At 71.9% G+C, this 19,593-nt stretch carries 24 protein-coding genes; 12 read left to right on the forward strand and 12 right to left on the reverse strand.

The window, feature by feature from the left end; translation table 11 throughout:
- Nucleotides 1–23 precede the first annotated feature (23 nt).
- The gene (locus K1T35_RS42555; RefSeq protein WP_220257323.1) at nucleotides 24–872 is read left to right on the forward strand and encodes a PHB depolymerase family esterase; all 849 of its coding nucleotides are present in this window, start codon (nucleotides 24–26) and stop codon (nucleotides 870–872) included.
- A gap of 1 nt (nucleotide 873) precedes the next feature.
- On the opposite strand, the gene K1T35_RS42560 is transcribed toward K1T35_RS42555, so the two are convergent.
- Entirely contained in the window at nucleotides 874–1,917 is a 1,044-nt protein-coding gene (locus K1T35_RS42560) for an iron-siderophore ABC transporter substrate-binding protein (protein WP_220257324.1), read from the reverse strand.
- A 272-nt stretch (nucleotides 1,918–2,189) separates the two neighbouring features.
- Here K1T35_RS42560 and K1T35_RS42565 point away from each other — a divergent pair, with 272 nt between their 5' ends.
- The 3 genes from K1T35_RS42565 to K1T35_RS42575 all read left to right on the forward strand — a co-directional run bounded on the left by K1T35_RS42565 (nucleotide 2,190) and on the right by K1T35_RS42575 (nucleotide 4,221).
- Nucleotides 2,190–3,140, forward strand: a complete 951-nt coding sequence (locus tag K1T35_RS42565) for an NAD(P)-dependent oxidoreductase (RefSeq protein ID WP_220257325.1) — start codon at nucleotides 2,190–2,192, stop codon at nucleotides 3,138–3,140.
- Between the two features lie 82 nt (nucleotides 3,141–3,222).
- Nucleotides 3,223–3,615 (forward strand): pyridoxamine 5'-phosphate oxidase family protein, encoded by a 393-nt coding sequence (locus tag K1T35_RS42570; protein ID WP_220257326.1) that lies wholly within the window; start codon nucleotides 3,223–3,225, stop codon nucleotides 3,613–3,615.
- A gap of 9 nt (nucleotides 3,616–3,624) precedes the next feature.
- Nucleotides 3,625–4,221 carry a dihydrofolate reductase family protein gene (locus K1T35_RS42575; RefSeq protein ID WP_220257327.1) on the forward strand — a complete coding sequence of 199 codons (597 nt, stop codon included), beginning with the start codon at nucleotides 3,625–3,627 and terminating at the stop codon, nucleotides 4,219–4,221.
- 22 nt (nucleotides 4,222–4,243) lie between these two features.
- Here K1T35_RS42575 and K1T35_RS42580 read toward each other — a convergent pair whose 3' ends face one another.
- The 3 genes from K1T35_RS42580 to K1T35_RS42590 all read right to left on the reverse strand — a co-directional run bounded on the left by K1T35_RS42580 (nucleotide 4,244) and on the right by K1T35_RS42590 (nucleotide 5,828).
- A complete protein-coding gene (locus tag K1T35_RS42580; RefSeq protein ID WP_220257328.1) occupies nucleotides 4,244–4,897 on the reverse strand; it encodes a hypothetical protein in 654 nt (217 codons plus the stop codon).
- A gap of 115 nt (nucleotides 4,898–5,012) precedes the next feature.
- The gene (locus tag K1T35_RS42585; RefSeq protein WP_220257329.1) at nucleotides 5,013–5,366 is read right to left on the reverse strand and encodes a VOC family protein; all 354 of its coding nucleotides are present in this window, start codon (nucleotides 5,364–5,366) and stop codon (nucleotides 5,013–5,015) included.
- Between the two features lie 126 nt (nucleotides 5,367–5,492).
- Nucleotides 5,493–5,828: a helix-turn-helix domain-containing protein gene (locus K1T35_RS42590; protein WP_220257330.1), complete on the reverse strand. Its 336-nt coding sequence runs from the start codon at nucleotides 5,826–5,828 to the stop codon at nucleotides 5,493–5,495.
- A 66-nt stretch (nucleotides 5,829–5,894) separates the two neighbouring features.
- On the opposite strand from K1T35_RS42590, the gene K1T35_RS42595 reads away from it, so the two are divergent.
- The 3 genes from K1T35_RS42595 (at nucleotide 5,895) to K1T35_RS42605 (ending at nucleotide 7,590) form a co-directional block, all read left to right on the forward strand.
- A complete protein-coding gene (locus K1T35_RS42595; protein WP_220257331.1) occupies nucleotides 5,895–6,737 on the forward strand; it encodes an SDR family oxidoreductase in 843 nt (280 codons plus the stop codon).
- A 278-nt stretch (nucleotides 6,738–7,015) separates the two neighbouring features.
- Nucleotides 7,016–7,351: a DUF6247 family protein gene (locus K1T35_RS42600; RefSeq protein WP_220257332.1), complete on the forward strand. Its 336-nt coding sequence runs from the start codon at nucleotides 7,016–7,018 to the stop codon at nucleotides 7,349–7,351.
- A complete protein-coding gene (locus K1T35_RS42605) occupies nucleotides 7,348–7,590 on the forward strand; it encodes a hypothetical protein (protein WP_255621301.1) in 243 nt (80 codons plus the stop codon). The genes K1T35_RS42600 and K1T35_RS42605 overlap by 4 nt, the downstream gene beginning before the upstream one ends.
- Nucleotides 7,591–7,675: 85 nt before the next feature.
- Here the strand turns inward: K1T35_RS42605 and K1T35_RS42610 are convergent, their stop codons facing one another.
- Genes K1T35_RS42610 through K1T35_RS42620 form a run of 3 tightly spaced genes read right to left on the reverse strand, consistent with a single transcriptional unit; the run spans nucleotide 7,676 to nucleotide 9,773 of the window.
- Nucleotides 7,676–8,164: a YbaK/EbsC family protein gene (locus K1T35_RS42610; RefSeq protein WP_370645249.1), complete on the reverse strand. Its 489-nt coding sequence runs from the start codon at nucleotides 8,162–8,164 to the stop codon at nucleotides 7,676–7,678.
- 21 nt (nucleotides 8,165–8,185) lie between these two features.
- The gene (locus K1T35_RS42615) at nucleotides 8,186–9,391 is read right to left on the reverse strand and encodes a protein kinase (protein ID WP_220257333.1); all 1,206 of its coding nucleotides are present in this window, start codon (nucleotides 9,389–9,391) and stop codon (nucleotides 8,186–8,188) included.
- 37 nt (nucleotides 9,392–9,428) lie between these two features.
- Nucleotides 9,429–9,773 (reverse strand): SH3 domain-containing protein, encoded by a 345-nt coding sequence (locus K1T35_RS42620; protein WP_220257334.1) that lies wholly within the window; start codon nucleotides 9,771–9,773, stop codon nucleotides 9,429–9,431.
- 152 nt (nucleotides 9,774–9,925) lie between these two features.
- Here K1T35_RS42620 and K1T35_RS42625 point away from each other — a divergent pair, with 152 nt between their 5' ends.
- Nucleotides 9,926–12,118 (forward strand): NADP-dependent isocitrate dehydrogenase, encoded by a 2,193-nt coding sequence (locus tag K1T35_RS42625; RefSeq protein ID WP_220257335.1) that lies wholly within the window; start codon nucleotides 9,926–9,928, stop codon nucleotides 12,116–12,118.
- 77 nt (nucleotides 12,119–12,195) lie between these two features.
- Here the strand turns inward: K1T35_RS42625 and K1T35_RS42630 are convergent, their stop codons facing one another.
- The gene (locus K1T35_RS42630; protein ID WP_220257336.1) at nucleotides 12,196–12,924 is read right to left on the reverse strand and encodes an SDR family oxidoreductase; all 729 of its coding nucleotides are present in this window, start codon (nucleotides 12,922–12,924) and stop codon (nucleotides 12,196–12,198) included.
- 52 nt (nucleotides 12,925–12,976) lie between these two features.
- Here K1T35_RS42630 and K1T35_RS42635 point away from each other — a divergent pair, with 52 nt between their 5' ends.
- The 4 genes from K1T35_RS42635 to K1T35_RS42650 all read left to right on the forward strand — a co-directional run bounded on the left by K1T35_RS42635 (nucleotide 12,977) and on the right by K1T35_RS42650 (nucleotide 16,310).
- On the forward strand, nucleotides 12,977–13,594 hold the full coding sequence (locus tag K1T35_RS42635; protein WP_220257337.1) for a TetR/AcrR family transcriptional regulator: 618 nt from the start codon (nucleotides 12,977–12,979) through the stop codon (nucleotides 13,592–13,594).
- Between the two features lie 190 nt (nucleotides 13,595–13,784).
- Complete coding sequence (locus K1T35_RS42640) at nucleotides 13,785–14,570, forward strand: ABC-2 family transporter protein (protein WP_255621302.1); 786 nt, start codon at nucleotides 13,785–13,787, stop codon at nucleotides 14,568–14,570.
- Entirely contained in the window at nucleotides 14,563–15,363 is an 801-nt protein-coding gene (locus K1T35_RS42645) for an ABC transporter permease (protein ID WP_220257339.1), read from the forward strand. The genes K1T35_RS42640 and K1T35_RS42645 overlap by 8 nt, the downstream gene beginning before the upstream one ends.
- Nucleotides 15,360–16,310 (forward strand): ATP-binding cassette domain-containing protein, encoded by a 951-nt coding sequence (locus K1T35_RS42650; protein WP_220257340.1) that lies wholly within the window; start codon nucleotides 15,360–15,362, stop codon nucleotides 16,308–16,310. Before K1T35_RS42645 ends, K1T35_RS42650 begins: the two co-directional genes overlap by 4 nt.
- A gap of 167 nt (nucleotides 16,311–16,477) precedes the next feature.
- Here K1T35_RS42650 and K1T35_RS42655 read toward each other — a convergent pair whose 3' ends face one another.
- The 4 genes from K1T35_RS42655 to K1T35_RS42670 are packed head-to-tail and all read right to left on the reverse strand — an operon-like array spanning nucleotide 16,478 to nucleotide 19,530.
- Nucleotides 16,478–17,791: a DUF2252 domain-containing protein gene (locus tag K1T35_RS42655; RefSeq protein WP_220257341.1), complete on the reverse strand. Its 1,314-nt coding sequence runs from the start codon at nucleotides 17,789–17,791 to the stop codon at nucleotides 16,478–16,480.
- 7 nt (nucleotides 17,792–17,798) lie between these two features.
- Entirely contained in the window at nucleotides 17,799–18,380 is a 582-nt protein-coding gene (locus K1T35_RS42660) for a carboxymuconolactone decarboxylase family protein (RefSeq protein ID WP_220257342.1), read from the reverse strand.
- A gap of 2 nt (nucleotides 18,381–18,382) precedes the next feature.
- Nucleotides 18,383–18,673: a DUF3017 domain-containing protein gene (locus tag K1T35_RS42665; RefSeq protein ID WP_220257343.1), complete on the reverse strand. Its 291-nt coding sequence runs from the start codon at nucleotides 18,671–18,673 to the stop codon at nucleotides 18,383–18,385.
- Nucleotides 18,670–19,530 (reverse strand): bifunctional methylenetetrahydrofolate dehydrogenase/methenyltetrahydrofolate cyclohydrolase, encoded by an 861-nt coding sequence (locus tag K1T35_RS42670; protein WP_220257344.1) that lies wholly within the window; start codon nucleotides 19,528–19,530, stop codon nucleotides 18,670–18,672. Before K1T35_RS42670 ends, K1T35_RS42665 begins: the two co-directional genes overlap by 4 nt.
- Nucleotides 19,531–19,593: the final 63 nt, after the last annotated feature.

Genomic DNA, 19,593 nt, shown 5'->3' on the forward strand with positions numbered 1-19,593 from the left:
GGAATACAACGCACCATGGCGTCGTGCTCACCCGATCGTTCGCCGGTGTTCTCGCCTGCCTGCTCGCGCTGGCCGGCTGCTCCGCGACGCGGGCGACCGACCGGACCGTCATCCTGTCCACGGCCGACGGCGACCGCACGACGCACGTCCACCACCCCGACAACGCACCGGCGGGTGCGCCCCTCGTGATCGTGCTGCACGGCGCGGGTGGCTCCGGCACCCAGGTGGAGGCGGACCTCGGCTGGGATGCCCTCGCCGACCGTTCGGGATTCGTCGTCGCCTACCCCGACGGGCTCGACGGCGCGTGGAACGGCGGTGGCTGCTGCGGGCAGGCCCGCTCCCGCGGCGTCGACGACGTCGGTTTCCTCGCGGCGCTCGCGGGCCGGATCGCCGCGGAGGACCGGACGGATCCGCGGCGCGTGTACGCCGTCGGGTTTTCCAACGGAGCGATCCTCGCCTACGCGTGGGCCTGCGGCCGGCCCGGCGAGCTGGCCGGGATCGGGCCGGTGGCGGGCGCCGTGCTCGTGCCCTGCCCTGCGCCCGCCCCGCTGACGGTCGTCGCGGTGCACGGCAACGCGGACGACCGCGTCCCGTTCGGCGGAGGGGCCGGCGCGGGTGGGGCGCAGTACCCGACCGTGGACGGTTCGCTCGCGCCGTTCCTCGCCGCGGACGGGTGTTCCCCGGCGCCGGTGCTCACCGACGACCCGCCGGCCACGGTCGGCATATGGACGTGCACCTCCGGCTTTCGCGTGGTGCGCGATGTCATCGCCGAGGGCGGGCACGCGTGGCCGGGCGCCGGCCCCGAGGCGGGCACGTCCGACAGGCCCCTCGACGCGACGGGATTCCTCTGGGCGCGCCTGACGGAGCCGTGAGTCAGGCCAGGACCGCCGAGATCTTGGCGACCAGCCCGTCGATGACGGTCGGGAGGCTGAGCACCGTGCCCCACGTCCACGCGGCGGACACCATCGGGTCGTCGACGAACACCGAGCGGCCCGCCTTCACGACCTCCAGCTGCGAATACAGCGGCGCCCGCTCGACGTCCCCGCGCACCTCCGGCGAGAAGCCGATGTTCCACAGCAGGACGTCGCGGTCGAGCAGGCGCATCTGCTCGTCGCTGATCGTCGCGCCGTCCAGGTCGCCTGCCAGCTCGTCGATCTCGGGCGGGATCGTGAACCCGAGTGCCGTCACCAGCTGCGAGCGCGGGTCGGTCGACGAGCGGACGAAGGACTGCCCACCCTCGAACCGCTCCGCGACCACGGCGGTGCGGCCCTCGAACCGCGGGTTCGCGGCGGCCGCCGCCTCGAGCTGCGCCTCGACCCCGGCGATCAGCTGCTCGGCCCGGTCGGGGACACCGAGCGCGCGACCGGCGAGGCGCGTGTACTCGTCCCACGGCGCACCCCACTCCGGGTATCCGGCGGGCGGGGCGACGGTGGGCGCGATCCGCGAGAGCGTCTGGTACTGGGTGTCGTCCATCGACGTGTAGAGCCCGATGATCAGGTCCGGCGAGAGTGCGGCGATCTCCTCGTACCGGTAGTCGGGGGTGCCGGTGAACGCACCCCTGTTCAGCACCGCCGGTTGCGCGGCGCCGAGCTCGTCCTGCGCCCACGGCCATGTGGCGAACGGGTAGTCGCCGTACCAGTCCGTGACGCCAACGGGACGGACGCCCATCGCGAGCACCGGGTCCTGGTCGCTGAACCCGACAGTGACGACGCGTTGCGCGCTCCTGATCTCGGTGGTGCCCTTGCTGTGCTCGACGGTGAGCGGGAACGCGCCCGCCCCGGGTGGCGCGGCGGCCGGTGCCGCTGGATCTGCGGCGCCCCCGCAAGCCGTCAGCAGGCCCAGCGCCCCGAGCGCTCCCGCGCCGGTGAGCAGGCTGCGCCGGCTGACCTGACCGACGAGTCGGGGAGCGACGGGCACGGATGCCTCCAGATGATCTGCAGTGCGACGGCGCCTGAGGCTAGCCTCCCCTTAAGCCTTCCCGCCACGTCGGCCGGATCACCTCCGGTCGCTGCGCTCGTCGCCTTCGCATCGTCTGTCCGAGTGCACCACGCTGCGCCGCGGGGATGGCCGTTTCGTACAAGAGCGGCGACGGATTCCTGCCTAGCGTCGAGATCATGGGCTGAGCCGGTCGGGGGGCGAGCTCGATGCGCCCGCGGGTTGCGGGCTCGACATGCATCGAAGGGGTGGGAATGATTCTCGTTACCGGCGGCCTGGGTTCCATCGGGTCGCACACCGCACGAGCGCTGCTCGACATGGGCGAGTCCGTCGTGCTCACCGCGCACCGGTCCACCCGGCTGCCCGAGTACCTCGCCGACGGGCCCGGCGACCGGGTCGTCGTCGAGCCGCTGGACACCACCGACGAGGCGGCCTTCCTCGACATCGGGAAGCGGCACCAGATCACCGGGATCGTGCACCTCGCGGCGGCCCGCTACGACCTGCCCGATCCGGTCGAGTACCTGCGCGCCGACACCCTCGGCCTGCTCAACGCGCTGAAGGCGGCGACGGTGTGGGGCGTGCGGCGGTTCTCCGTCGCCAGCAGCATCGGCGTCTACATGGGGGTGGACGAGGTCCCGCTGCGGGAGGACGCCCCACTGCCGGTGGTGGCGGCACACCAGATCCCGGTGTTCAAGAAGACCGCGGAACTGTTCGCCGCGCTCGCGGGCGACAGCGCCGGATTCAACACGGTGAGCCTGCGGATCGGCACCATCTGGGGGCCCCTCGGCGTGCCCGACAACCCGTTCACCCCCCTTCCCCGCCTGCTCAGCGCGGCCGTCAGGGGCGAGGACCCCGATCTCACCCCACCCCGCCCACCCGCGTACGCCGATGACGCCACGGACCTCTGCTACGTGAGGGACTGCGGCCGGGCCATCGCGCTGCTCATGCTCGCGGAACGGCTGAACCACCGCGTCTACAACGTCTCGAGCGGACGGCTGGTCCGCTACAGCGAGGTCGTCGACGCGATCAACGCCGCTGTTCCGGGCGCGAACATCACCCTCCCGGAGGGGCGCAATCCCGACCGGCCTATTGGCAACTACCTCGACATCACCCGGCTGCGGGAGGACACCGGCTTCCGGCCGGAGTACGACGTCGAGCACGCCGTACCGGACTACGTCGACTGGCTGGGAAGCCACGACCGTTAGCCCGCTCGGGACGAGACATCGACATCCCGTCCGCGGCCGCGGACCCGACGCCCGGTGCGGCGACACCCAGGAGGACCCAGGAATGACCGTGCTCAACGACGAGGCCCGCGCCCTGTTCGCCGGGCCGAACATCGCCCACATCGCCACACTCCTGCCCGACGGCGGGCCGCACTCGGTTCCGGTGATGATCGACATCGAGGGCGAGTACCTCGCGTTCTTCACCTCACCCAACTCACGGAAGGGTCGCAACCTCGCCGCGGACGACCGCATCGCGATCTCCGTGGCCGACCCGGAGAACCTGGTCCGTAGCGCACTGGTCCGCGGCCGTGTGGTGAAGCGGGTCGGCGGCGATGCGGGCTGGGAGATCGTCGATCGCATCTTCGCCAAGTACACCGGCGGCTCGTACCCGCGGGGCGAGGACCGCGAGGCGTTCCTCGTGGAGCCGGCGCACGTGATCGTCCCGACGTTCGGCTGAGGAGCAGAGATGGCCAGAGTGGTCATGCAGGCGGTCGTGTCGGTGGACGGCTACATCGCCTATCCCGACGACACGGTCGGGCCGCTGTTCGACTGGTACTTCAACGGCGACACCGAGTTGTCCGCCAGTGCGAGCGGCTGGACGTTCCCCGTCTCGCGGACCTCCGCCGAGCACGTCCAGCCCTTCTGGGACGCGATCAAGGTGACCGTGATCGGCCGCCACCTGTTCGACACCACGAACGGCTGGGACGGCAAGCCGGCCGCCGGAGACGAGCTCGTCGTCGTCACCCATCGGCCGTTGCCGGAGGAGTGGCTCGCCGCCCACCCGGACGCACCGTTCCACACCGCCGACTCGGTCGAGGCGGGAATCGCGCTCGCCAAGAAGCTCGCGGGCGACGGCCTCGTCGACGTGACCGCAGGCGACGTCGGCGGGCAGGCGTTCTCGGCAGGGCTGGTCGACGAGGTCGCGATGGACGTCGTCCCGGTGGTTCTCGGCGAAGGGGTGCGTTTCTTCGGCAGCCACACCGGCACGGTGCTCCTCGACGATCCCGACCACGTGGTCCAGGGCGACCGCGTGCTGCACCTGCGCTACAGGGTCAAGCGCTAGCCGTACCGCGACAGCAGCCCGCTCAGCCGCCGAGCTGTGGCGTCTGGGGCAGCACGGGCGCCGCGGCGAACAGGTCGAGGTACATGCCCACGGCGACGAGCAGCCCGATCCCCCCGAGCACGACCCCGCCGAGCGCCACGGCTCGGACCCACGCCCGGACGGTGGGTTTGCCCGACTGCGCAGCCAGCAGCACCGCTCCGATGACGACGGCAACCAGCGCGACAGCGCCGTTGACGAGCGCGGCGGTGTGCCACGGCGAGCCGTAGAAGGCGTCGACCTGGTCGACCGCGGCACCGCCGACACTGGCCTCGATCTGACCGACGATCTCCGCGCGGGCACGCAGCATGTCGCCGACCCCGGTACCGGTGACCGAGGACAGCGCGAGCCCCGCGCTCACGACGGCCGCGGCGCCTGCCCCGACTCCATCGGCCGTGCCGGCGGCGTTGTCGTCGCCCTCATGGCTGGAGCCGCCGATCCGCGGGTCCGCTGCGACCGGAGTGGCCGAGCCCTCGGTGACGGACTCGGTGACGGACTCGGTGACGGCCGGTTCGGGCTCCGGCGAGGCGGAGTCCGAAGGTGCCGCCGACGGCTCCTTCGACTCCTGGACGTTCGGTTCGTCGGCGGCCTCGTGCTCGGGCGCGCGGTCAGTGGTCGCGGTGTTCCTGTCCAAAGCCATTGCGCGGCACCATACGGACGGACCCGGGTTCCGTGCCCGCGGGGGGCGCCGCACAGGGGACACGCTGCTTCGTGCCGCGGCGCTCACGCCTGTCGGGTGCCGGCGGTGGCACCGGTCAGCGCAGGTGGGCGAGCACGTTGATCACGGTGCCGCCGGGATCCTCCACGAAGAAGCGACGAACGCCCCACCGCTCGACGGCGAGCGGGTACACGACGCGCAGTCCGCGACGCACGGCCTCGGCGTGCGCGGCATCGACGGCCTCCGGGTCCCCGACGTCGATCCCGAAACGCGGTGGCGGGTTCTCCATCCCTCGCGGAGGGATCAGGATCTGCGCCATGGGGTTGGCCGGCGAGGCGAGCCCGAGGACCGGGTCCTCCATCGTGACCGTCAACCCGAGGCCCTCCACGTAGAAGTCCCGGGAGGCGGCGAGGTCGTCCCCATCGGCGTACGCAACGATTCGTCTGATCATGTGGCCCACGATGGCAGCCACGAGCCCCGGCCGGCTTGAACGAATCGGAACCCACCGCATGCGGCCGCGGCTCAACCCGAGCGGTGAGATCCACGACACTCCGCGCCCGCCGGCGGGAAGCGTAGGTCAGGCGGTCACGCCGGCCCGGGGATCCGGCACCGCCATGGCCCAGGTCCCCATGGCCTCCAGGACGTCGCGCAGTCCCTCGCCGAGAGGGGTGAGCTCGTACACGACGCGCGGCGGTATCTCTGCGTAGGTGGTGCGGGTGACGATGCCGTGCCGCTCGAACTGGCGCAGCCGGCTCGTCAGGGTGTGGGGGCTGATGCCTGGCAGGGCCTCGCGCAGCTGGTTGAAGCGGTGAGGGCCGTGCAGGAGTTCACGCACGATCAGGGTGGCCCACGGCCCGTTGAGCAGCGTGAGGAACCGGGCGACACCGCACTCGGGAAGGCAGGGATCGGTCACATTTTGGACCGTACCCCCATTAGTGCAGTTGATGTAACTGATGTATCGCATGCACTAATGGCTTCCATGACCTACGTGATTCACGGCGCCACCGGCTCCCAGGGCGCCCCCGTCGTCGCTGCTCTCGCCGCGGGGGGCAAGCCCGTAGCCGCTCTGACCCGCAACCCGGACACCGTCGTCGCCGGGGCCCGCGTCGTTGCCGCCGGATACGACTCCGCCGACGAGCTGACCAGCGCCTACCGCGGCGCCGACGGGGTGTTCATCCATCTGCCGGTGGTCTCGGAAGCGGACCGCCAGACCTACGCGCGCAACATCGTCGCCGCCCTCCGCGCGGCACGCCCGGCCCGCGTGGTGTTCTCCACCAGCGGCGCCCCGGCCGACCCCGAGACCGGCGGCGCGGCCGCACTGCTGGTCAGCGGCCTGGCCGACATCGGGCTGTCTCACGCGGTGATCGCGCCCACGCTGTACCTGGAGAACCTGCTCATGCCCTACGTCCTCGACGCGGTCCACGAGCGGGGCGTACTGCCCTACCCGATCCGCGCCGACTTCCCCGTCTCCTGGGCGTCCCACCTCGATGTCGCCGACGCCGCTCTCGCCCTGTTCGAGCGCCATGACGTCACCGGCGTGGTCTCCGTCGGCCAGTACCCGGCGTTCACCGGCCCGGACCTGGCCCAAGCCTTCGGCGCCCACTTCGGCAAGGACGTGGTCTTCGAGGCGATCACCCCCGAGCAGATGCGCACCTCTGTCGCGCCCGTGATCGGCGAGGGCCCCGCCACAGACGTCGCCGGTATGTACGCAGCCATGGGCACGCTCCCGGACCGCGCCATCACCCCCGAGAACTCCGCTCAGAAGCTGCTCGGTGTCACTCCCCGCACCACGGGCCAGTGGCTGGCCGACATCGGCCTCTGACCGCGTCCGCTGCCGGCTTCGGCCGATCCGCGCAGACGGGACGTGGCCGGCCGCCTGTCGGGCAGCACCTGCAGGCGCGCCACCCGCGCGGGGTCGGCGCCGCCCGCGGTGAGGGCGGCGACCACGAGGTCGATGTTGCGGTGGGTCGCGGTACCGTGCCTGCGGGGTCGCCGATCGATCTGACATCGTTCGGTGATCTCCTGTCGTGTCGACAGCCAGCGCCGACCCGCGGCTGCGGATCGGCCGAGGATGTCGTCGCCCCGGGCTATCGTGCTGGCATGGCCGCCGCCGAGTCCGCTCCGGCACCCGATCGGCCGCCCTTCGCCGACGCCTCCCCTGCCCAAGTGTGCGCCGCCCTCCTCCCCGAGGACGCGGCCGAGTTCGACCGCCAGTGGCAGGACGTCATGGCTCGCGCCACCCGCGAGCTCGATCTCACCGACGTCCACCGAACGCTGAACACCTGGCGGCGGGTGGCGTGGGTGACCACCGCGACCGGACCGGACCGCTACCGGGCCGCGCTCGTCGGCGCCGAAGAACGACTCCGCACCGGAGAACGCCACCCCCAGGCCACGCCCTGGCACCAGCTGAAGGCGGAACTCGGACTACCCGAGTGACCTACTCGCTCGACGTCGATCCGCTGGCCGAACAGCAGATCGCGGCGTTGCCGCAGATCGCACTGGCCGCGCTGGCCGACGCACTCAGCGCCCTCGAGCTGGTTCCCTGGAACGGACTACCGGTCAACGACTCCAACCCGGACGGCCCCGTGCGTCAGCTCCCGTTCGGCGGACTCGGAATGATCACCTACCTCATCCTCGACGACCAACAGCGCGTGGACCTGCTGATCGTCACCTAGGAGCGCCCTGAACAACTCAGGCCTACTGCGCGCTACGGCCCGAGTTGTTCAGGACCCTCCTAGGCCGGCTGAACGTCCCTGCCGCCTACGCCACATCCGCCGGCTCGCCCCCGGTCACCACGACCAGCTCGCCGAAGTTCGTCGGAAAGACGGCATGCGGGATCCCCCCTGCCGCCCACACCTCGTCGTACGCCTCGAGCGCCCTGTCGACGAGCGTGCGCAACGGCTTCGGGTGCCCGACGGGGGCCACGCCGCCGATCGCCTGCCCGGTGGCGGCGCGCACGAACTCCGGCGACGCCCGACGCACGCGCTGCACGCCGACCAGCTGCGCCACCTTGGCGGTGTCCACCCGGTGCGCGCCGGAGGTCAGCACGAGCAGCGGGTCGCCGTCGGCGTCGAAGACGAGCGAGTTCGCGATCTGCCCCACCTCGACGCCGAGCGCGGCGGCCGCGGCAGCGGCGGTGGTGACGGCGTCGGGCAGCACCTGCAGGCGCGCCACCCGCGCGGGGTCGGCGCCGCCCGCGGTGAGGGCGGCGACCACGAGGTCGATGTTGCGGTGTGTCGCGGTGCTCACCCCAGCATCAGACCACGCCCGTCATCCCACTTTCCCGTGGGTGACCACGCAGTGCACGGCACGGTCGCCGGCCTCGAACGCCGCCTGGGTCGGGACCAGCGCCGCGAGTGCGAGGCCGGCCCGCCGGGGTGGCTCGACCGCCACGTCGAACGCGGGCCCGCACCCTCCCGCCGCGAGCCGGACGAGCGCGTCCCGTCCCGGGTATCGCTCGCCGGACGCGTCGAGGGACGCGACGATCTGGGCACCGTGCGGGCCGGCGCAGTCCGCGGCACCGACCACCGCGCCCGCGGCCGGCACCGCGTCCAGGCACGCGGCCGTTCCGCCGAACCGCACGTCGCCGTCCGGCCCGTAGGTGAGCGCCTCGATCCGCGGCGCCGCGAGCGCGAACCCCACGGCCAGCCCAACCAGCAGGCCGAGCACCGCTCCCCCTGCCGCCCACATCCAGCGGCGCGTGCGGGCGGGAGCCGCGCCTGCCCGCTTCCGCGCCGCGTCGAGGGTGCCGACCACCTGCCGGGCCGCGGGCCGGTCCCGCGGCGTCTGCCGCAGCAGCCCGACGATCGTGTCCGCCAACACGCCGCCCCCGGCCTCCGGCACGACGCCTTCCACCGGAGGACGGCCGAGCAGCGCGAAGTGCAGCGTCGCGCCGAACGCCCAGAGGTCCGACTCGGGGGTCGCCTGCCCACCATCACGCAGCTCCGGGGCCAGGTACGCCGGGTCGCGGGTCGTGCGCCGCGGGTCCGCGGCCTCGGCGACGCCCACGCCCGCGAGGTGCACCTTCCCGTCCGATCCGAGCAGCACCGTGTGCGGGCCGAGGTCGCCGTGCACGATGCCGGCGCCGTGCGCCGCGTGCAGCGCCGCGGCCAGTTGCCGAGCCATCGCGGCCGCGGCGTCTTCATCCAGCGGACCGTCGGTCGCCACCCGCTCGGCGAGCGTGGGCGCCTCCACGAGCTCGGTCACGATGTGGTCGACGTCGGCGTCGGTGACCACGTCGTGGATGGCGACGAACCCGGCATGGCGGAGCCGGCCCGCGGTCCGCGCCACCCGCAGCAACCGATCACGGGCGAGCCGCCGCTCGTCGGGATCAGCGGGCAGGTGCAGCTCCGACACGACCACCTGGCGACCCGTCACGCGGTCGGCGGCACGCCACACCGAACGGTTCACGCCGCCGATGCCCCCCAGCACGACGTACCGCCCGCCGATCATCCGAGTGGGGCTGAATCCGGTCATGGAGCGTCACCGGTCGACGGCTGGGTGATGATCACTTTCAGGCGCAGTCCGAGCCCGGCAGCGGGGACAGGAACTGGTCGGCCGCCCAGCGGCCCTCCTCCAGCTCTCGGAAGCCGTCGGTGACCACCTTGGTGCCGTCGATGCGTGCGCCCCGGGGCACCGTCTCGACCAGCGCGGCGCCCTGGCTCGGCCCGTTGCGGACGTTCAGCTCGTCGGTCACCACCTCGAGCTGGCAACTCGTGGAGCCGTTTGCCGCCGTGATCTCGCCCAGCCCGCCACGGTCGATGATCGCGAGGATCGCCAGCACCACGCCCGCGACCAACACGAACGTCCACCCCTTGAAGGTGGAGGCCTCCAACTTGGGAACCGTGATCCTGGCCACGACCATGCCTCCCCGAGAGCGTGTGGAAACCCACGGTAGCGGGCATGTGGCCTCCCGCGCCTCATGACGCGGTGCACTCGTGGTTCGGGATAGCGTGTCCGAGTCCGACCGACCGTCCGACCACACCGTCCCGAGGCAGGCCGAAGCAGAAGATGAAGGTCATCTACACCTACACCGACGAGGCGCCAGCGCTGGCCACGCATTCGTTCCTGCCGATCATCGAGGCGTATGCCGGGAAGGCGGGCGTCGAGGTCGAGACGCGCGACATCTCGCTCGCCGGGCGCATCCTCGCCGCGTTCGACCTGGCGCCCGACTCGCTCACCGAGCTCGGCGAGCTCGCCAAGACGCCGGCCGCCAACATCATCAAGCTGCCCAACATCAGCGCCTCGATCCCGCAGCTCAAGGCCGCGATCAAGGAGCTGCAGGCCGCCGGGTACGCCGTGCCGGACTTCCCGGACGATCCGGGCACCGACGACGAGCGCGCCGCCCGCGCCGCGTACGACGCGGTCAAGGGCAGCGCCGTCAACCCGGTGCTGCGCGAGGGCAACTCGGACCGCAGGGCGCCCTCGTCGGTGAAGAACTACGCGAAGAAGCACCCGCACTCGATGGGCGCGTGGTCGGGCGAGTCCACCTCCCACGTCGCCACGATGTCGGACGGCGACTTCCGGCATTCAGAGCGCTCGGTCACCGCGGCCGAGGCCACCGAGCTGCGGATCGAGCACGTGGCCGCCGACGGCACCGTCACCGTGCTCAAGCCGTCGGTGCCGGTGCAGGCGGGCGAGATCGTCGACGCCGCGGTGATGCGGGTCGAGGCGCTGCGCACGTTCCTCGCGGAGCAGGTCGCCGACGCCAAGGCCAAGGGCGTGCTGTTCTCGGTGCACCTCAAGGCCACCATGATGAAGGTCTCCGACCCGGTCCTGTTCGGGCACGCCGTGCAGATCTACTTCGCCGACCTCTTCGCGCAGTACGGCGACGACCTCGCGAGCGTCGGCGCCGACCCGGACAACGGCGTCGCGAGCATCCTCACCGCCCTCGAGAAGCTGCCCGCCGGGAAGCGGGACGCGATCGAGAAGGCGATCACCGCCACCTACGAGAGCGGCCCGGGGCTGGCAATGGTCGACTCCGACCGGGGCATCACCAACCTGCACGTGCCGAGCGACATCATCATCGACGCCTCGATGCCCGCCGCGATCCGCACATCGGGGCAGATGTGGAACGCCGATGGCGAGCTGCAGGACACGAAGTTCGTGATCCCGGACTCCTCCTACGCCGCGCTCTACGCCGAGGCCGTCTCCTTCTGCCGCGAGCACGGCGCCTTCGACCCCACGACGATGGGCACCGTCCCGAACGTCGGACTGATGGCGCAGAAGGCCGAGGAGTACGGCAGCCACGACAAGACCTTCGAGATCAGCGCGCCGGGCGCCGTCCGCGTGGTGGACGGCGCCGGCACCACGCTGCTCGAGCACGAGGTCGCCGCAGGCGACGTCTGGCGCGCCTGCCAGACCAAGGACGCCCCGATCCGCAACTGGGTGCAGCTGGCCGTCTCGCGCGCCCGCGCCACCGGCTGGCCCGCCGTGTTCTGGCTCGACGAGACCCGCGCCCACGACGCCCAGGTGATCGAGAAGGTGCGCGCCTACCTCGCCGAGGAGGACACCGACGGCCTGACGATCGAGATCCTCCCGGTGGCCGAGGCCACCCGCTACACCCTGGATCGGGCCAAGCGCGGCGAGGACACGATCTCGGTCACCGGCAACGTGCTGCGTGACTACCTCACCGACCTGTTCCCGATCATGGAGCTGGGCACGAGCGCCAAGATGCTCTCGATCGTCCCGCTGATGAACGGCGGCGGGCTGTTCGAGACCGGTGCGGGCGGATCGGCCCCCAAGCACGTGCAGCAGCTCGTCAAGGAGAACCACCTGCGGTGGGACTCCCTCGGCGAGTTCCTCGCGCTGGCCGTCTCGCTCGAGTTCCTCGCCGAGAAGACCGACAACCCGCGTGCCGCGCTGCTCGGCAAGGCCCTCGACGACGCCACCGGCGCGCTGCTGGAGACCGGGAAGTCCCCGTCCCGGCGGGCGGGCGAGCTCGACAACCGCGGCAGCCACTTCTACCTCGCGCTCCACTGGGCCCAGGCCCTCTCGCGGCAGACCGAGGACGCCGAGCTGGCCGCGATCTTCACCCCGCTCGCCGAGCGGCTCGCCGCCGACGAGGAGAAGATCGTCGGCGAGCTGAACGGCGTGCAGGGCGCACCGGTCGAGCTCGGCGGCTACTACTTCGTCGACAAGGCGAAGGCCGACGAGGTCATGCGCCCCAGCGCGACGTTCAACGGGGCGCTCGCGGAGTTCTGAGGTTCCTCGAGTTCAGGAAAGCCACATTCACGACCGTGCGGGCCAGGAATGTGGCTTTCCTGAACCTCGGCCGGGGCTCACGCCACCGAAGTGAGCACGTCGAACACCGCCTCCGCCTCGTCGCGGGCCACGTACATGTGCCACGCCTTGTCGGCGATGTCGTCGGGATCGAGGGTGGGCAGCGGCGTGCCCTGCTCCAGGAACATGCGGTGGATGTCGCCGCGTTCGATCAGCCCGCCGATTGTGAGCGTCGCCGCGAACACGCCCTGCTCCTTCACCGCCGCGGCGAGTGTGAGGACGTACATGCGCAGGGCGGCGGCCGCGGGTGCGAGGTTGCCCAGCATCGGCATCGGCCGCAGGCCGCTGAGCCCGCCACCGAAGAACAGCGCTCCGTCGCCGCGCCGCAGCATCGGCGGAAGCGCCGCGGCGACGACCCCCACGGCCGGCAGCAGCAGCCCATCGAGCGGGGCCCGCACGGCGGCCGCATCCGCCTCCGGGAGGGGGACGATGCCCGAACCGAAGCTCGCGGACGCCGGACCGTAGTAGACGGTGTCGATCTCACCGAATTCGGCGGCGATCCGCGCCAGCACGTCACGCACCTGCTCCGCGTCGGTGACGTCGGCCGCGTAGCTGCGCGAGTCGATCCCGTCGGCGGCGAGCTCGGCCCGGTACCCGCCGTGCCGCGCGTCGGTGCGCGACACGATCGCCACCGCGAAGCCCTCCCGGCCGAACCGCCGGGCCATCGACATCCCGAGGCCCGGACCGGCCCCGAGGACCGCGATCACCTTGCGCGAAGTTGAGGTCATACTCAAATTCCTACCGGTAACCTGAGGACTTCGTCAACTTGTTGGATGGACCATGCCCCTACGCAAGGACGCCCAGCGCAACCGCGAGCGGCTCGTCGAGGCCGCGCGCGCGGTGTTCGCCGAGCGCGGCCTCGACGTGGCGCTGGACGATGTCGCCCGCCGGGCGGGCGTGAGCATCGGCACGCTGTACAACCGCTTCCCGACCAGGGCCGACCTGGTGGCCGCGGTGTTCGCCGACCGACGCGAAACGGTCATCGAGATCGCCGAGCACGCGCTGGCGATGAATGACGCGTGGGCGGGGTTCGTCCACTTCGTGGAGCAGGTCTGCCGGATGCAGGCCGCCGACCGCGGCTACAACGACCTCTCCGCCCGCAGCATCCCCCAGGCCGCGCCGACCCCGGACCACCTGCGGGGCCACGAGCTGATGACCGAGATCGTCGAGCGCGCGAAGCGAAGCGGCGCGCTGCGGCCGGACTTCGTGCTGGCCGACATGGCGTTCGTGACCTGGGCGATCACCAGGACCATCGAGGCCACCGGCGACGTCGATCCGCAGGCGTGGCGGCGCCACCTCGGCTTCGTCCTCGACGGCCTGCGCGCGCAGGCGGCTCATCCACTGCCCGTCCCCGCGCTCACGGATGACCAAGTCAGCCGCATCATGCGCAGCTGCTGACGGACGCGGCGCCGCTCCTGGCCGTGGGCGCTCGGTGGCGCCACCACAGGCGACTTCACACACCCAGCACCGACTTCACACAAGGCGGGCCTTGTGTGAAGCGGCCACTGGGTGTGTGAAGTCGCTGCGCCTGGACGGCAGCGATGAGACGCGGGAAAACCGGTTGCGGCCGGGTCTAGCGTCGACAGACGTGCTCAGGCCCTACCTCCACCTGGTCAGGGCGGGCTTCCGGCGCCACTCCGTCTACCTCGCGGCGAGCCTCGCCGGGCTGTTCACGAACACCGTGTTCGGGTTCCTGCGCGTCTCCGTACTGCTCGCCGTCGTCGAGCAGACCGGCAGCGCGGCGGGCTACGACGCCGCCGACACCGGCACGTTCGTCTGGCTGGGCCAGGGCCTGCTCGCGGTCGTCATGATCTGGCCGGACCGGGAGCTCGCCCAGCGCGTGCGATCCGGAGACGTCGCCATCGACCTCGGCCGGCCGTGGAACCTCCAGGCCGCGACACTCGCGCAGGACCTCGGGCGAGCCGGACACGCCATGCTGATCAGGTTCGCGCCGCCGGTGCTGTTCGGCGCGCTCGTCCTGCCGTTCCGGTGGCCGCAGAGCCCGTGGACGGTGCTGGTCTTCGCGCTGTCGACGGTGCTCGCGGTGGTGATCAGTTTCGCGGCGCGCTTCCTGCTCGATCTGGCCGCGTTCTGGCTCCTCGACAACCGCGGCGTCGTCACCGTCTACGCGGCGGCGACCGGGGTGCTGTGCGGCCTGACCGTCCCGATCGCCTACTTCCCCGAGCCGCTCCGGATCGCGCTGTACGCCACGCCGTTCCCGGCGATGCTGCAGACGCCGATCGACGTGTTCGGCGAGCGCGGCGCGACGGCCGCCCTGCTCGCCCACCAGGTGCTCTGGGCGGCGCTCCTGCTGGCCGCCGGGCAGGTCGTCCTCGCGCGAGCGACCCGGAAGCTGGTGGTGCAGGGTGGCTGACCTCGGTGTTCACCTGCGGATCCTCGGGTCGCGGGTACGCAGCCAGCTCGCCTATCCCGTCTCGTTCGGTCTCGACGCACTCGGGCAGGCGATCGCCCAGGCCAACGAGCTCGCCGTGATCCTCGTCGTGTTCGCGCAGGTCGAGTCGCTGGGCGGCTTCACCCGCGACGAGGTGCTGCTGATCTACGGGTTCGCCGGGATCTCGTTCGGCCTCGCGGACCTCGCCGTCGGCCAGCTCGACGAGCTGCCGCGCTGGATCCGGACGGGCGAGCTGGACGTGCTGCTCGCCCGGCCGCTCGGGCTGCTCCCCCAGCTCATGACGAGCGATCTGCAGCTGCGCCGCCTCGGCCGGGCGGCCGTCGGCGCGGTCGTGCTCGTCGTCGTCCTGGTGCAGGGCGAGGTGGAGCCCACGCCGCTGAACGCGCTGCTCATCCTCGGCACGCCGCTGATCGGCGCGACCATCACCAGCGCCATCTGGGTGGTCACGTGCTCGGTGTCGTTCTGGGTGATCGAGGGCCGCGAGATCGCCAACGCGTTCACATACGGCTCGCAGTTGACCACCTCGTACCCGATCACCGTGTTCGGACCGTGGCTGCGCGGCCTGCTCTGCTTCGCGGTGCCGTCCGCGTTCGTCGCCTACTTCCCCGCTCTCGCGCTGCTGGATCGGCCCGACCCGCTCGGCCTGCCACACGCCCTGCGCTACGCCTCCCCTCTCGTCGCCGTCGCCGCCGTGCTCGCCGCGGCGCTCGTCTGGCGCACCGCCGTCCGCCACTACCAGGGAGCCGGGTCATGAGCACCGTCGTCGAGACGGAAGCGCTACGTCGGGAGTTCTCGGTCGGCCGCCGTCGCGCGCGGCGCCGCGTCGTCGCGGTGAGCGACGTCGACCTGCGCATCGCGCCAGGTGAGGCCGTGGGTTTCCTCGGCCCGAACGGTGCGGGCAAGTCGACGACGATCAAGATGCTGACCGGCATCCTCGTCCCCACGGCAGGCCGGTTGCGGGTCTGCGGGCTGGACCCCACGCGGCAACGCCGCGAGCTCGCCCGCAAGCTCGGCGTGGTGTTCGGCCAGCGCAGCCAGCTGTGGTGGGACCTGCCGCTGCGCGACAGCTTCGAACTCCTCGGGGCGATCCACCGCGTGCCCGAACCGGAGCATCGCGCACGGCTGGAGCGGTGCGTCGACGTGCTCGAGCTCGGCCCGTTCCTCGACGTGCCGGTACGGCAGCTGTCGCTCGGTCAGCGGATGCGCGGTGAGGTGACCGCCGCCCTGCTGCACGGCCCCCAGTTGCTGGTGCTCGACGAACCGACCGTCGGGCTCGACCTGGTGAGCAAGGAGCGGCTGCGCGCCTTCCTGCAGGAGGTCAACCTCGTCGACGGCATGACGATCCTGCTCACCACGCACGACCTGCCCGACGTCGAGCGGCTCTGCCGGCGGGTCGTCGTGATCGACCACGGCCAGGTCGTGGCCGACGACAGCATCGACGCACTGCGCACCCGCTCGGGTGGCGCCCGCGAGGTCGTTGTCGAGCTGGCCAAGCCTGCCGCTCCGCTGACGGACCTGGCCGGAGTGCGTGACGTCCGTGTCGAGGCCGACGGCCTGCGCCAGCGGCTCGCGTTCACGCCGGGCGACACGACCGCGGCCGCGCTGATAGCGGCGGTGGCGGCGCGGGTGGAACTGCGCGACGTGACCGTCGTCGAACCGTCGATCGAGGATCTCGTGCGCGAGCTGTACGCGCGTGGTTGACGGCAGTGTCCCGAACCGGGAGTCCGGTGCATAAATCGGCGGATCCAGGTTTCCGCTGGGTGTGCCGGCGGACCGCGCCTCGTACCGGGCGTACTCGGCCGGTACGCCGGTGCGCCCAGCGGGAAGCTGGGCCGTCGAGTTATGTGGTGGACTTCCGGTTCGGGACACTAGGAGCCGGCGGAGGCGGCGACGCCAGGGATCCGGCCGTGCCGGAACGCGTCGACGAAGAGGGCGTGGTCCTCCCGCACCCGCGCGGCGTAGTCGTGGGCGAACTCCACCACCCACGACACGAAGTCCTCCTCCCGTCCCGCGACGACGCGGGCGATCGCCTCCTCGGTCTGGAACGGCACGAGCGAGTGGTCGGCGTCGGAGTCGGCCACGCAGTGGACCTTCGCCGTGGCCCGGCCGAGGTAGTCCACGACAGGGGCGATCTCGGCCGGCTCCGTGAGCTCCGACCAGTCCAGGTCCGCCTCGTACGGCGACACCTCGCTGACCACGAACCCGACGCCGTCCAGGTCCGTCCACCCCAGCAGCGGGTCGGCGTGGGCCTGCAGCGCCCGCTGCGACACCGCGGTGCGGTGACCGTGGTGCTGGAAGGCCCCCGCGATCGCCGGGTCGGCCACCACCCGCGAGGGCGCCGCGACGTTGCCCTGCTTCATCGACAGCACCACGTCGTTGTCCAGCGCCTGGTTGTAGCCCTCGATCAGCACGGTGTAGGCGGGGAGCCCCGCGCTGCCGATACCGAAGCCGGAGCGCCCCGCCACGTCCTTCACGGTGTACGCGACACCGCGCAGCCGCTTCGTCGCCGGGATCGTGCTCAGGTAGCGCTCGAACGCGCCCGTCACCACAGCCCGCTCCGCCTCGTCGAGCCGGCGCAGGCCCGGCACAGCGCGCAGCACCCGGTCGAAGCCCTCGGCCTCGGTGATGGCGTCGAGCAGCCCGACCCGGGTGCGCAGCTTCGCCAGCTGCAGCACCTGGTGGACCGCGCCTTCCGTGGTGTCGAGCCGCAGCGAGAAGCCGCGGTCGTCGGTCTGGTCGACGAACCACCGCACCTGGTCGAGGTAGCCCTGCACGTACCGCTCGACGAGACGGGAGATGTCGGTGTCCGAGATCGCCTTTCGCCAGCCCAGTAGCGCCATGCTCGCGGCGAACCGAGTGATGTCCCATGTGAAGTGCCCGACGTACGCCTCGTCGAAGTCGTTCACGTCGAAGATCAGCACCCCGTCGCCGTCCATGTAGGTGCCGAAGTTCTCCGCGTGCAGGTCGCCCTGGATCCAGATCCGGCTCGTCCGCTCGTCGGCCCACGGATCGTCCCGCTCCGCGACGTCGGCGTAGAACAGACAGGCGCTGCCGCGGTAGAACGCGAACGGATCTGCCGCCATCTTTCGGAACTTCGTCCGGAATGCGGCGGGATCGGCGGTCATGAGGTCGGCGAAGGCCTCGACCAGCGTGTCGACGATCCGTTCCGAGCGGTCGGTCATTCCCCGATCATGCCGGGAATGCGACGGTCGCGGCGCCGTCCGGAAGCGGCACCCGCAGCACGCGCATCTGCATCGCGAGGAGCGAGTAGTAGCCGACGAGAGTGGTGAGCTCGACCGCACAGGCCTCGCCGAGCGTGCCCACGGCGCCCGCCCATGCGTCGTCGTCGACGTCGCCGCGCTCCAGCAGCTGGGAGACGACGGAGGCGGCAGCGCGCTCCGCCGGGTCGTCCGGCTCGACGGGGCCGCCGGTGCGGACCGCCTCCAGGAGTGCCGCCGGCAGCCCGGCGGCGGCCGCGAGCGGGGCGTGCGCGTACCACTCGAAGTCCGAGCGGTGATGGGCGGCCACCTGCAGCGTCGCGAGCTCGCGGACCCGCTCGGGCAGCACGCTGCCGTACCGCAGCGCCGCACCCACCGCCTGCAGGGCTGCGCCGGACCGCGGGGCGCGCAGCATCGCGTCGAACGGGCCTTGTAGACCGCCGTCGGGGTACCGGCCGACCCGGCCGGGTGGATCGGCGAGCGCGTCGTACACCGCACGCTGATCGGGATCGAGTTCCTCGGGGCGCAGCGGGCGCAGCCGTCGCTCGGTCATGCTCACCCGCCGTTCAGCAGGCTCGCTGTGATCGTCATGGCCAGCACGGCGATCACCGTGCCCAGGCCTCCGTAGCAGAGCACGTCGATCGGGCGGCTCCGGATCGCGAGCAGCCCGACCCGGTCGGTCGGCAGCAGCAGCCGCAACACCGCCGCCACGATCAGGGCACCGCCGAGCAGCACCGCCCCCTCCCGCCAGTGCTGGGTGAGCGTCCTGACCATGCCCGTACCCGCGATGAGCAGCACGAACGTCATCGGCACGTACACCGGAACGCGGGAGCGGAGCTCGGTCATGACCGCTCACCCACCGCCCGCTCGGCTGCCTCGACCACGTTCGTCAGCAGCATCGCCCGCGTCATCGGCCCGACACCGCCCGGCATCGGCGCGAGCAGCCCGGCCACCTCGGCCACCTCGGGTGCGACGTCCCCGACCAGCCCGGCTTCCGTGCGCGTGACGCCGACGTCGAGGACGGTGGCCCCAGGCCGCACCATGTCGGCGGTGATCAGCCCCGGCACGCCGGCCGCGGCGACCACGATGTCGGCGCGGCGCACCTCGGCTGCGAGGTCCTTCGTGCCGGTGTGGCACAGCGTCACGGTGGCGTTCTCGGAGCGTCGGGTGAGCAGCAGCCCGAGCGGCCTGCCGACCGTGACCCCACGGCCGACAACCGTGACGCGGGCGCCGTTCAGATCAACGCCGTAGCGGCGGCAGAGCTCGACGATCCCGCGCGGCGTGCACGGAAGCGGCCCCGGCTCGCCGAGCACGAGGCGCCCGAGGCTCACCGGGGCGAGCCCGTCGGCGTCCTTCACCGGGTCGATCCGTCCCAGCGCCGCACCGGCGTCGAGCCCCTTCGGCAGCGGCAGCTGCACGATGAACCCGGTGCAGGCCGGGTCGGCGTTCAGCTCGTCGACGGCCCGCTCGACGTCGGCCTGCGTGGCGTCGGCCGGCAGCTCCCGCTGGATCGAGGTGATGCCGACCTTGGCGCAGTCGCGGTGCTTGCCCCGCACGTACGAGTGCGAACCCGGATCGTCGCCGACGAGGAGCGTGCCAAGTCCCGGTGTCACGCCGTTCGCCTGCAGCTTCTCGACGCGCCCCGCCAGCTCGCCGAGCAGCTCCTGCAGCGTGGCCTTGCCGTCCATCACCGTCGCCGTCACGCGACCATCCTCCCAGCCCGGCGGGTGCCGTTCATCGGCCGGTGCGCCGGCAACCGTTCGACA

The sequence above is a fragment of the Pseudonocardia sp. DSM 110487 genome, assembly GCF_019468565.1.
Taxonomy (GTDB): Bacteria; Actinomycetota; Actinomycetes; order Mycobacteriales; family Pseudonocardiaceae; genus Pseudonocardia.

Coding starts and splice junctions, on each gene's coding strand:
- K1T35_RS42565 (WP_220257325.1), top strand. CDS start 2,190: ATGATTCTCGTTACCGGCGGCCTGGGTTCCATCGGGTCGCACACCGCA.
- K1T35_RS42570 (WP_220257326.1), top strand. CDS start 3,223: ATGACCGTGCTCAACGACGAGGCCCGCGCCCTGTTCGCCGGGCCGAAC.
- K1T35_RS42575 (WP_220257327.1), top strand. CDS start 3,625: ATGGCCAGAGTGGTCATGCAGGCGGTCGTGTCGGTGGACGGCTACATC.
- K1T35_RS42580 (WP_220257328.1), bottom strand. CDS start 4,897: ATGGCTTTGGACAGGAACACCGCGACCACTGACCGCGCGCCCGAGCAC.
- K1T35_RS42585 (WP_220257329.1), bottom strand. CDS start 5,366: ATGATCAGACGAATCGTTGCGTACGCCGATGGGGACGACCTCGCCGCC.
- K1T35_RS42595 (WP_220257331.1), top strand. CDS start 5,895: ATGACCTACGTGATTCACGGCGCCACCGGCTCCCAGGGCGCCCCCGTC.
- K1T35_RS42600 (WP_220257332.1), top strand. CDS start 7,016: ATGGCCGCCGCCGAGTCCGCTCCGGCACCCGATCGGCCGCCCTTCGCC.
- K1T35_RS42615 (WP_220257333.1), bottom strand. CDS start 9,391: ATGACCGGATTCAGCCCCACTCGGATGATCGGCGGGCGGTACGTCGTG.
- K1T35_RS42625 (WP_220257335.1), top strand. CDS start 9,926: ATGAAGGTCATCTACACCTACACCGACGAGGCGCCAGCGCTGGCCACG.
- K1T35_RS42630 (WP_220257336.1), bottom strand. CDS start 12,924: ATGACCTCAACTTCGCGCAAGGTGATCGCGGTCCTCGGGGCCGGTCCG.
- K1T35_RS42635 (WP_220257337.1), top strand. CDS start 12,977: ATGCCCCTACGCAAGGACGCCCAGCGCAACCGCGAGCGGCTCGTCGAG.
- K1T35_RS42650 (WP_220257340.1), top strand. CDS start 15,360: ATGAGCACCGTCGTCGAGACGGAAGCGCTACGTCGGGAGTTCTCGGTC.
- K1T35_RS42655 (WP_220257341.1), bottom strand. CDS start 17,791: ATGACCGACCGCTCGGAACGGATCGTCGACACGCTGGTCGAGGCCTTC.
- K1T35_RS42660 (WP_220257342.1), bottom strand. CDS start 18,380: ATGACCGAGCGACGGCTGCGCCCGCTGCGCCCCGAGGAACTCGATCCC.
- K1T35_RS42665 (WP_220257343.1), bottom strand. CDS start 18,673: ATGACCGAGCTCCGCTCCCGCGTTCCGGTGTACGTGCCGATGACGTTC.